Genomic DNA, 11,368 nt, shown 5'->3' on the forward strand with positions numbered 1-11,368 from the left:
CGACGCAATGAGTAGTGGCCTTTTCTGGACATCCCGCGTGCATGCTAGTTCGCGGACTGGCGCCGGTGACCAACATACGAACGAAGCGCGTCGGTTACGTCACGTCGCCGATGCGCGAAGTTGGGCGTCACAACCCCACGACATAGCTAAGCGTCGCAAGGAATCGCTCGCGAAACTTCGGGGGAACGCCTGCAGACGCTCCCCAAAGAGAATGCCTTCACCGGTCGTGATGATGGAATGCGTCGGCGCAATCGAGCGTTGGTTAGTGGGCCGCCACCGCTACTTGCAAGCGCTGAGCAGCAGGTCGGTCATCTTGCTGCGTTCCAAGTTCCAGCCCTTGCAATATGCAGCGTCTTGACGGATGCGGAAAAAGTGTTCGAGTTCCTTCATCGTAACTAGCGACGTCGGCAGCGCGCGAGCCAACGTGCAGCGCTCGTCGTCAAAGACGGCGAGCGCCTCAATCGAAGCCGGGAAGTCGGCGAAAAGCGCTCGCAGGAAGCCAACCACCGCCATGGTGCATCTTAATGGCGATCTGTAACGGCGGATGTCGCCAGTTGAGTCCTGCACTACCAGACTGTGCTGATCTTCGCCGCGGCTGACGAAACCATGGCCCTCCATCCGGCTGATGACAAACACACCAATGCCTGTCACAACCACGAAGTCTGCTTGAGCCACGGGACCAGTTATCCCCTGCGACGTCAGCACCGTGAGCTGTTGAACAATGTGGGCATGGCCAGCGCCAATCGATGACATGACATCGCCCAGATTTCTAGTGAACGCTTCAATCTTTCGTTGTCGCTCCTCTGGCTTTGTATCACGTGGGTTTCCCTTCGGGTGGCCGAGCACGGCCCGCGTTGGAATGAAGGGCGCATCGTGCCAGTAACCACAGGTTGCGCATTGCTGTTGCATACTCATCTTGTTAGATTGTGACATGCGAGGTAATCGCTGGGTTGCGGGTACTACCGGGTTCCGTCATGAGGTAACGAGCGCTGCTATTGCGTGGCGGGCCGAGCTGATATGGGACGGCACGGGTCAATGCTTACCGTGAATTGGTCTGTTGCAACACGCTCGCAATCGCCGGTATATGTCTTCCATATCGACTCGCCGATAGTAACCGCGCATCTGCTCTTCCTTAACTCTCAAGAAGTGGTGTAGCTCGCACAGCTTCAACATGTTGAGTGGGAGCGCGTTTTCAAGTTTGCAGTCGGGGTTGTCAAAGATGGTGACGGCCTCGACGGGGACTGGCAAACCTCTGAGGACGAGCTTAAGCGCGCCCGCAACGGGGGCGGGGTCTTCATAGCTGAAAACGTCTCGATTGGCCAGTCCGTGGCGTGCGCCGAGTGCCCCAGGCTGCTCGTCGCTGGTGATGTATCCGCTGGCGCTGATGCGAGCAATGACGAACACCCCGAAGGAGGTCACGAGGACGCTATCGGCGCGCATCACTGGGGTAGCAAACGGCCGACCTACAAACACGCTCAATTCCTCCTCTAGAACGAAGTCGTCTCCTAGGAAACGGAAGAGGATGCCGTTTAAGTGATGTGCGAAGTCAATGTATCTGTGCCGTTTTGCAGTCAATCCGTCGAGGTTACCTAGGTATCCTCGGTAACCAAGGCGTAAATGTATGGCCTTGGAGAGTTCATCGCTTCTCTCGTGTTCACAGTGCCCGCACACATCCATTGGTACTACCTCCCTTTTTAGTCGTCCGCTACTACCCGTGATGAAACCGGGTGCAGCTCAGCACTGGAAATAGTAGAGGGCGTCAGTCGACCGATTACGGACTATGGTGACGAATTTCATATCTCTTTCCCTCGCGCGACCGTGATATCGATCGCAAACAGGCAGTTCCCACGGATGCGAGCTTTCGGCGATATCGTTCGGTGTGACCGAGCGACTACCGCCGGGATGCGGAAACCGTCGCTAGAGAACGTCAAGCAGCACGGCCGGCGTTTGCGCGTTCTGTTTGTCTCCGGCCTTGCGGCGGCGGTAACATTCGACGTTGAACTCGAAGATCGTCGAGTGATGCACAAGAGGATCGATGACGATCACCGCCATGCCGGGTCGTGGCGCAAGTACTGCGGGCCGGGATTCTTAGCGTCGAGCAGCGCTATCCGGATAGCGTCCCACTCAATTCTTATGCAAAGGCAACCGTCTGATTTCATTGCGAAACTGCCCTGCTCCGAAACGTGCCGAATATTTACACCCCCCTTATCCGGCACGGTTTTCACGTTTTGAAACGGCGCGATCGGGTCCGCAATGCTCGGTTGCCCGTCAAGAAACAGTCCGTGCACGACAACTACGACCGGCGAAAAGACGACACGCTTCAAGGGACGCATCTGCACGCGTCTTCCCGGACGAGCACGACCATGCGATCGCATGGGTCCACACCTCATCGAACCGGCGACGACTGCGGTCATGCACTCTGCGACTACCTCGTCATTACACTCATTCACGTCCGGCGCGGACGGATTTAGATGGCTAGGCAGACCAGACTTCCGACGGGCGCCGGCCTCGCCGGCGTGTTGCGTGTAGCCAAATTGCCTAGGTCGTGGCGCGCAACAACTGCGGGCCCGCGTTCTAGCGTCGAGCAACGTTCACCGGGAGATCGTCGCGTACCGTTCTACGCCCACTCAACCGCTGGATTTATATGGGAAACTGATTTGTTGCAGGACGTTCCGAAATTCACCCCCTTATTCGGCATGCTTTTCATATCGTGAGATAGCGCGTTAAGGCCGGAATGTTGCATGTTTACTTGCGTAGGTCGAGGCGACCCAAGTACTGCGAACCGCACTTATAGCGTGGAGCAACGCTATCCGGATAGCGTCCCTCTTCGTTCTTAGTGTGAGCCAACACCTTGATTTTTCTAGTTAATCAGCATGCTACAAAGCGTGCCGAATATTCACACCCCCCTTATTCGGCACGCTTTCCACATGGTGAAATGCCCCCGGTCAATGGGAACGGTGGTTTCCCCTCCGTGGTGGTGCAACTCAAGCGACACGGCGAAAGGCGACGAGCAACGCGGGTATAGGCAAGCGCACGGCTTCTTCCTCGCCTGCCTTGGGTACTGGACTGATGGCCGTCCATCGTGTCAACGTCGGACCTAGTTTCCCCAAAACTGTCGGAGTAAAAATCCCCACCCTGTATTTGCGTGGTGATCAGCCGTTCTCGGGATCGTGTGAGCTCCTCCGGGGGCGGCCTGGGCGCCGGCGCGGCGTTTCGGCGGATGCCGAGTGTAGAGATGATGGACGGTTGCGTAAATGGTCGGGGAGCAAATCGGCGTGCTCGCGCAGACGGTAGGAAGACCCTTCAATCTGTACCACGATCGCGTGATGCAGCAACCTGTCGAGCAGTGCTGCTGCAACGACACTGTCGCCGAATACCTCGCCCCATTCACCGAAGCTGCGATTGGAAGTCAAGATAATCGCGCATCGCTCATAGCAGGCGTTGATCAGTTGGAAGAACAGGTTGCCGCCGTTTGAGCCGATGGGAAGATATCCGATTTCGTCGACAATAAGCAGGCTGTTGCGCGCGAGGAAGCGCACGCGTTGCGGCAAATTGCCTTCGCGCTCGGCCTTCGCCATCGAGTTGACGATTTCAGCGAGCGAGCCGAAGTACACGCTCTTGCCGGCGCGGACCGCTTCGACACCCAACGCGATGGAAAGGTGTGATTTACCGGTTCCAGGCGGCCCGAGGAAATGAACCGCCTGTCGCCGCTCGATGAAATCCAGCTGCGCCAGCGTCATGATCCGATCACGATCAAGGCTCGGCTGGAAACTGAAGTCATATCCGGCGAGCGTCTTGATTGTGCCCAGTCTTGCTGTCTGTAGTGCCATCCGAATACGCCGTGTCTCGCGCGTAGTGAATTCTTCGCCCAGCAGCGTCTCGAGCACTTCGAGCATTGAACTGTCGCCCTGCTCAAAGCGCTTCAGAGTGGCATCTAGAGCTTCGAGCGCGCGTGGCATGCGCAAGCCAACGAGGTAACGCTGTATCCGCTCGACAGTCGAGCTTGGAACGCTGTTCATGCGTGCCTCCCAGCGTCGGCTAGGCGTTTTGCGACCTGATCATAGAACGATAGGGGCCGCCGCGCGACGCCTGCCTTCGAAGGTGGAAGCGCGCGTCTGGTTTGCGGGTTGCGCTTACCGGAGCGTCTATGGCCAGGCAGCAGTGACGTTCGTCGTCGGCCTTCCAGCACGGGATGCACTGCCAGCAGTTCGCCCTGCTCGTAGATACGGATCTCGTGAGCCAGACTGTGAACGTCGAGGGTGCGTTTGCGCGTTCGATCGGGCACGCTATAGTAGTTTCCGCCGACTGAGACGAGTCCTTCGTGACTCACACGCCGCTCGAGTCGGATCACGCCATTGAACAAACCGGCGGGAAGCGCTAGCAACGTCGGGCGCTCCTCGCGAAAATGCTCCGCGACAACTCGGTGCGTCGTGCCATGCACACGAACGTTGGCTACTGAGTCAAGCCACTCACGTAACTGGCGATTCATATCGGCAAGATTCTGAAATCGTCGAGCGAGGAAGAAGTCCTGACGGATGTATCGAAATGGGCGTTCGACCTTACCCTTAGTCTTTGCGCGATATGCCTTGCATGCGCGCGGAGCAAAGCCATAGTGCTGCGCGAATGCGACTAGCTTTGCGTTGTAGACGATGTGCTTCTCGACTTCGCCCAGCACGGCCGCCTTCATGCGGTCGTAAAGCACCTCTCGAGGAACACCGCCGATGTGCTCAAACGCTTCCATGTGACAGCGCAAAACCGTTTGAAGGTCTTGGTGCTCGACGAAGCGGCCCCACAAATAACGGCTGTGTCCAAGCACGAGCGAGAACAACCAGATCGAGCGCCGCTGTCCAGGGACGTCATCAAATTCGACATTGAAGTGGGCAAAGTCCACCTGAGCTTGAGCTCCAGCCGGCGTCTCGAAGCGCACCTCGAAGCCGCGCTGCTTGGGTGGACGAACTTCTCGGATCAAATCACCCAATGCTGTGCGGCCGCCGACGTAGCCCATCGCCTGAACCTCGCGAAAAACTCGTTCGATGCTCAGCTCGGGGTACTCACGCACACGCTCGGTCACGTAATGGACAAACGAATCGACGACACAAGGACGCGGCGCACGCGGACCATAACGAGGCGCCTGCACACCATTCTTAATGTATTTGCGAACGGTCTTGCGATCCATATTTAGTCGAGCGGCGATAGCCGAGATGCTCAGCCCTTGCCGATGCAATTCCAGAATCGTCATAACCTCTCCCAACTCGACCACCGATATCTCCCCGACGGATGCGAAGGCCTATATGGTCGGTGATCGACGGGGCGCCACCGCTTACGCGGCGGCGCCAAACAAAAAACTGGGGAAATTTACTTCGACGAAAATGAGGAGTATCTATCCGACGCTGACACATCGCGACAAGCGTCGACCATCGACTGCATCTCAGGACAAAAGCCGTCGCAGATGATTACGACTGCCACGTCGTCGGATGGCGACGGCAACCCTATTCGGCGAGCAGTGAAGGCTGGTCCGGTGTGGCATTGTTGACCGTCAGAGCCAACGGTGGACCTTGGAGGACCTCCTTAGGCGCCGATGTTGCCGGTGCTCCGGTCTCGGCGGCGTTTGCAGGCGTTGCAGTCGGCAACGGGCCGCCTTTTGCAAGTATCCGATAAAACGCCTGCCTGGAGATTTTCAGGCGCTTTGCCGCCTCTGATTTGACGCCGTTCGCCGCATCAAGAGCCGCAATCGCCCGCTCGAAAGTCACCACAGGTCGCGATAGGCGCTCCGCCGTCGCGAAGGTCGAGATGTAGGCCGTCGCCTTCGCTGCAAGGCTATGCCCCGCGGCTTCGACCAGCTGTTGCATGGCCCTTTGATGGAGTTCCGGATCGGGCCGATGATCGGGCAGTTTGATCGGCGCCGGCACCCCGGTTATATCCTCGTACATCTTCTGGAGGTAAGCGTGGCGCAGTCCGTGAACTGTGACGCCCAAGCCACTACGCGTGATGCCATCTTTCTGGAGGACGTGATAGAAATGGCGGTACCACCGCTTGAGCGACCAGGGCTCCGGAACCATTGAGCCGGTGCGCGGATTTGCGAGCCTCGCTGCACGGATGAGGACTTCGTACTGCCATTCAGCATCGATCGGCACCAGCCGGGGCCTGCCGCCCTTCGTACCATCGATCACGTGCAGGTGGCCCGAGACGCGCAGGCACTGCAGTGGACGCAGAAGCATGCTTTCTTGGGCTCGCAAGCCGAACGTCGCTTGTAATTCGACTTGGATGGCGACCCACCGATCATGCTCGCAAAGCCGCGAGATCACTTCGTTGACGTCGACGTTAGCAGCTTCCCACGACTTATCTTCCTGCGCCACGTAATAGCGGCGATAACCGTCGGGCCGCTTGATGTAGTCATCGACGGTGCCCACGAGCTGGTGCTTTTTCATCCAGGCGGCGAGCGTGCGCCAGTAGGTCAGTTTGTTTTCGACCGTGCCCGGCGCCTGGTCTTTCTCCGCGACCCAAAGCTTGACAAGAAAGGCGATGTGCTTTTCGCAAAGATTCCAAGGCGACTGTAATGCGAAGCCGCCCTTTCGCAGTTCGCGGAAGCCGGCAATCAGATGCCGCACGCGATAGGTCTGCGTCTTGATGGAGATTGCGTTCGACGTGACGCGCGTCGTGCTATGGGGTTTTGAAAGGTGGCGATTGAAAAGTTCGGCGAGCTCTTTGGTGAGCCGCTGAGGGAGCCCCGCGTTGTCCAACAGGGGTGAGAAACTGAGTTGGATCTTCATGACCGTCGCATCAAAGGCGACGTTCTCACCTATCAGAAGAACGTCCCGGGTTGTAGAAATACTGCACGCTTTGCTTTCCGGGATCTTAGAGATCAAATTTCGATTCGCCCGGCGCAGGGAAGCACTGCCGCCTGATGATCCATGCGTCGGATAGACCGAAGCACGGCTACTTGACCGCAGGCGTTAGCCTGTCGAGCCAAGCAATTCCTTTTGCGCTTTTTGGTATCGGCAGCGCGAGCCGACAGAATGGGATCCAGAAATCCGCACACGAGGTGCAAGTGATTTCCCGTCTTGCGAGCTTGTTCATCACGGCCGCCTCGATTTGGAACCGCGCGAATCAAGCTTGGCGAGAGTCGCCTTCGACGAAAGGCATAAGTGACGTTCGCACTGTCCGTGCGAAGTTGTTCTCAGACGATGCGAAACTGCGTTTCGCTTGCAAAGCCAGTGCTGACGCCGTTCTCCGAGCACTCAGTTTTCGGCACGGCGCACATGGCCAGATCGCAGGGTCACTGCGCGGGCGAAGAAGGTAGCGTCCGTCGGACGCTATTCGAACAGAAATGTAGTGCGTTGCACTAAGGTCGATGCGTTGGAACGCGGATAGGTGAATTGGATGATGCGCTTTCTAGCGCCGATTTGGCGGTGGAAAGCTCACGATTTCGATACCCCTTTCGGCCTATGCGCCGGCGCGCATCCTCAAGTACGAGGAGGGCTGCCGCTATAATTCGGAACCGATGCATCGCCAGTAAACGCCCTTCCGTTCAGCCTTCGTCGCGACCGGCGCTGACTGGGACCTGCCTGGTCAGCCATATCCTGCAGACATCGGTACATCGGCCTTCAGCGCCGCTTGGTTGTCAACGGTGCTACGTCGATACGCTCCCGGGCATGATCCCAAAGCTTCGGTGCTCGCAGCTTCCGGCGGTCTGTTCGAAAGCTAGCTCGTTCCCGCATGGTCGTTCCCGTCGTACGACAGTGGTTATGGAGGATCAGTCCAAGCGGTCGACCTTGGCAAGAGCAGAAGGCAACTGCACGCTTTCAAGTGCAGCCTTCAGCTTCTGCACATTCCCGTAGGTTAGCGCGAGCAGCACGCGGTAAATGCACTCCCTGACGCGGCAAGTTTTTGCACATTGGAATTATCATGATATAGGCCGATCGGCGAAAAGAAGCGCAAAAACGTTCCCTTTCCGCTGCACGACGCACCCGATTCGTGGTAGGCGATCCTGGGCGCGCCCATCCTATCTCACTGGGTCGGCATGAGCGGGGAATTGCACCGTCGGCGGTAGAACGACGATGCGAGTTCCCATTCTCATCTTGCCGGGTTTTGGAACACCCCTTTCGCAACGGCAAGCCTTCAATAACCATTGCGGAGCTTCTTCCCGACTGTGCCCGGTGCTCGGTCTCGCTGGCTCGGCACCCCTCACCGCGAGTCGAGCGTTCGACGTGCGTGCAACGAGCCGACGGTGCGGCGATAGACGATCATCAGACGGTCATCGACTCGTGCGCGGTTGCGCTGCGTCGTTCTAATAAGTACGTCGAGTTCACTGAAGGTAGAAACGCTGAATGACCAGCGGAACAAGCGAAGCAAAGCTGAACAGCGGAAATATCGCGACTAAGAACACGATGAGCGAGCGGCACATAACAAGAACTCGTGACTGCGCGGGCGAATGCGAACGCAGTGACGGCAAGGCCAGGGCAACCAGCGGAAACACCGCGAGGAAATAACGGCCTTGCACGCCGTCCACGACTGTGCCGCCCACCGCCGTCCACGCGAGGTAAAGCGATGCGAAGATCATGACGATCGTTGCGAGCACCGCTAGAAGCGGAACCGCTGATAGCGCCCGCTTGCCGGTCGGAGCGTCACCGTAAATCAGACCACTGACGGCCAACGCAAAACAAAGCATCACGAATGCGACGACGTAATAACCGCGGTGAAAGTAGGTATCCAGCCAACCGAGCGCGCCGACGAAGCTCTGGAAATAGAAGACTCCGTTCAGCTTCAATGTCGTGGCGGCGATTGCAAACACTTGGCCGGGATGATGGAAAAGATAGAGGAGTTGCCCCGACACCGAATGAGAAGGCCCGAAGTCGGACCACGCGTGGTATCCGAACGCAATCACCGCCAAGGCCGACAACGCGACCGTCATCGCAATGAAGGTGAGGCGGCGACTCCACTCATACTTGTCCGGCCGGCCGGACATGTTCAGTCCCGGATGCAGCACCATGACGAGCAAACCTGCAAGAGGCGGCCGCGCCGATATGCAGATCACGAGCGCCGCGACAACCAGCGCAGCGTACTTGCCGGCGAACGGGCGCTGATCGTGAATCAGTCTGTCCATCGCAGCGATGATGAGGAAACACAGCGGCAGCACAGTGACCTCCTGGCTCACCGACGAATAGATCATCATCGTGGTCGGCAATGACGCGGTCGCGAAAAGGAGAATGGAAGTGCGGCGAGAAATGGCGACAGCCAGAGCCGTCAATGCGATGCTGAACAGGAGCCCCGCTGCGCAGGCGAGCGCATATGTGCTGTGGACGCGCATGCCGGCCACGCGCCCCGCAACGATGGCAAGAGCCTGCGGCACGTAGGCGAACGCGGGATAGATCGCGGTATTCGGAAAGCCGACTCTTTCCATGCGCCCGGACCAGACGAGGTCGTCAGTGGCCTTTCGCAAAGCATTCGTCGCCTTGACGTCCGCGTGAAACGGAATCTTCGAATACGCGTTCGCAAAGGCAATAGCCGAAGCGTCGACGTCCCCGCCCGATGTATCGTCGTATCTCTGTCCGAACCAATGACCCTCCGCGATCTGCGCGGAGCGAAAGAAATGCGCGAGCGCGTCCGGCGTCTGAAACGGTGGAGTAGCCAGCAGAAGAAAGAGCCCGGATGCCAGCGAATAGACCAGTAATAGCGCGCAGAGCTTTACGGCAAGTGCTAGCCGCGCAATCTGGTGAAACGTTGAAGCGGATTCCGTCGGCATGAGAGTTGAGTTCGATTGAGTTCGGGATCCACAGCGGCTTCGAGTCCGCGCATGCCCGCCTATCAGGGCCGGTGGCCGGCATTCTAGCGCGCTGCTGTCCTTCGCCGGCGGTCCCGGTCGAGCGAAGCGCAGCGCATTGCCAGCCGTCGTCAGCCGCATACCCAGGCACGCCTTGTCGAGCGGCCGACCACAACGACTACAATACGCACGCCGGCGCAGCCCTCGTTCGCCAGCCGCAGCCTTGTACTCAATGTCGAGTGTCTATGCTTCAATCCACAAAACCGCTTCGCACCGCTGTCGTCATTCCTTGCTACAACGAGGCCGCTGCGATTGCGACCGTCGTGAGCGACTTTCGAACAAGTCTGCCGTACGCGGACATCGTCGTGTTCGACAACAATTCGAGCGATGACACCGCCGGCGTCGCACGGAATGCGGGCGCAAGCGTCATATCCGTCTCGCTGCAGGGAAAGGGCAACGTCGTGCGCAGGATGTTCGCAGACGTCGATGCGGACATTTACGTCATGGTAGACGGCGATGCAACCTACGATGCGTCGGCGGCACCCGCGCTGATCGAGACGCTTCTTCGCAACCGGCTCGACATGGTGGTCGGCTCTCGCTTGTCCGACGAGCAAACCGCCTATCGCCTCGGGCACCGGTTCGGCAACGTGTTGCTGACGCAATGCGCGGCTGCCATCTTCGGCCGGACATTCAAGGACATGCTGTCGGGCTACCGGGTCTTCTCGCGGCGGTTCGCCCGGAGCTTTCCTGCCCACTCGGCGGGTTTCGAGATCGAGACCGAGTTGACGGTCCATGCGTTGGGCCTGCGCATGCCGGTTGCAGAGATCGTGACGAACTACAAGTCGCGCCCGGAAGGCTCGACGAGCAAGCTCAACACCTATCGCGACGGACTGCGGATCTTGCTCATGATCGGCAGGTTGTTCAAGTCGGAAAAGCCACGGGCTTTCTTCACGGCCGGCTTCGTCGTCTGCACGCTGATGTCGGTCGGCTTCGCGATTCCGGTGTTCGAAACCTTCGTCGAGACGGGGCTGGTACCGAGGATTCCTACCGTGATCCTGAGCAGCGGCCTCATGCTGCTGGGCGCCATCCTGCTTATTTGCGGCATCGTGCTGGATACCGTCACACGGGGGCGCAATGAGATGAAGCACCTCGCTTATCTGTCCGTCCCCCCGCTTCCGAGTGAAATCGACAATGACTGACTGGCAGTCTCAGTTCGTTCGCTTCGGGGTTGCGGGAGCCATTGGCTTTCTCGTCGACGCTGGCGTGCTCTATGCGGCGTTGGGCCTTGGCGCCGGGCCGCACCTCGGACGCGTCATCTCGTTCCTTTGCGCTGCCTTCGTCACCTGGCGAATCAACCGGCGCTTTACGTTCACGGCGGACACAGGACGCTCGGCCTGGCGCGAATGGATCGAATATCTGCTCGCGATGTCGGCGGGCGGCGCGGTCAATTACGTCGCATACGCGATCGCCCTGCACTTTTTGCATGACGGCGCTTATCGCCCAGGAACGGCAGTCGCCATCGGTTCGCTTGCAGGCATGTGTGTGAATTTCGCGGCAGCCAAGTTCTGGGCCTTCAGAACCTAAGAAGCACTGCACATCTCGATGGAT

General features: G+C 58.6%; 9 protein-coding genes. 2 read left to right on the top strand and 7 right to left on the bottom strand.

Annotation, left to right across the window (positions count from 1 at the left end):
- Positions 1-279 precede the first annotated feature (279 nt).
- The 7 genes from LDZ26_RS09915 to LDZ26_RS09940 form a co-directional block, all read right to left on the bottom strand.
- On the bottom strand, positions 280-933 hold the full coding sequence (locus LDZ26_RS09915; protein ID WP_244847082.1) for a hypothetical protein: 654 nt from the start codon (positions 931-933) through the stop codon (positions 280-282).
- 99 nt (positions 934-1,032) lie between these two features.
- Positions 1,033-1,677 (bottom strand): hypothetical protein, encoded by a 645-nt coding sequence (locus tag LDZ26_RS09920; RefSeq protein WP_244847084.1) that lies wholly within the window; start codon positions 1,675-1,677, stop codon positions 1,033-1,035.
- 240 nt (positions 1,678-1,917) lie between these two features.
- Positions 1,918-2,052, bottom strand: a complete 135-nt coding sequence (locus LDZ26_RS25535; protein WP_255774788.1) for a hypothetical protein — start codon at positions 2,050-2,052, stop codon at positions 1,918-1,920.
- 1,100 nt (positions 2,053-3,152) lie between these two features.
- A complete protein-coding gene (istB, locus tag LDZ26_RS09925) occupies positions 3,153-4,019 on the bottom strand; it encodes an IS21-like element helper ATPase IstB (RefSeq protein WP_053572918.1) in 867 nt (288 codons plus the stop codon).
- Positions 4,016-5,239 (bottom strand): IS21 family transposase, encoded by a 1,224-nt coding sequence (gene istA / locus LDZ26_RS09930; protein ID WP_244847086.1) that lies wholly within the window; start codon positions 5,237-5,239, stop codon positions 4,016-4,018. Before istA ends, istB begins: the two co-directional genes overlap by 4 nt.
- A gap of 250 nt (positions 5,240-5,489) precedes the next feature.
- A complete protein-coding gene (locus tag LDZ26_RS09935) occupies positions 5,490-6,770 on the bottom strand; it encodes an integrase domain-containing protein (RefSeq protein ID WP_244847088.1) in 1,281 nt (426 codons plus the stop codon).
- A 1,535-nt stretch (positions 6,771-8,305) separates the two neighbouring features.
- Entirely contained in the window at positions 8,306-9,901 is a 1,596-nt protein-coding gene (locus LDZ26_RS09940; protein WP_244847089.1) for a DUF2142 domain-containing protein, read from the bottom strand.
- Between the two features lie 104 nt (positions 9,902-10,005).
- Between LDZ26_RS09940 and LDZ26_RS09945 the strand changes: the two genes are divergently transcribed.
- Both LDZ26_RS09945 and LDZ26_RS09950 read left to right on the top strand, forming a co-directional pair.
- Positions 10,006-10,959 carry a glycosyltransferase family 2 protein gene (locus LDZ26_RS09945; protein ID WP_244849147.1) on the top strand — a complete coding sequence of 318 codons (954 nt, stop codon included), beginning with the start codon at positions 10,006-10,008 and terminating at the stop codon, positions 10,957-10,959.
- Positions 10,952-11,344 carry a GtrA family protein gene (locus LDZ26_RS09950; RefSeq protein ID WP_244847090.1) on the top strand — a complete coding sequence of 131 codons (393 nt, stop codon included), beginning with the start codon at positions 10,952-10,954 and terminating at the stop codon, positions 11,342-11,344. The genes LDZ26_RS09945 and LDZ26_RS09950 overlap by 8 nt, the downstream gene beginning before the upstream one ends.
- Positions 11,345-11,368: the final 24 nt, after the last annotated feature.

The sequence above is a fragment of the Caballeronia sp. SL2Y3 genome, assembly GCF_022879575.1.
Classification (GTDB): domain Bacteria; phylum Pseudomonadota; class Gammaproteobacteria; order Burkholderiales; family Burkholderiaceae; genus Caballeronia.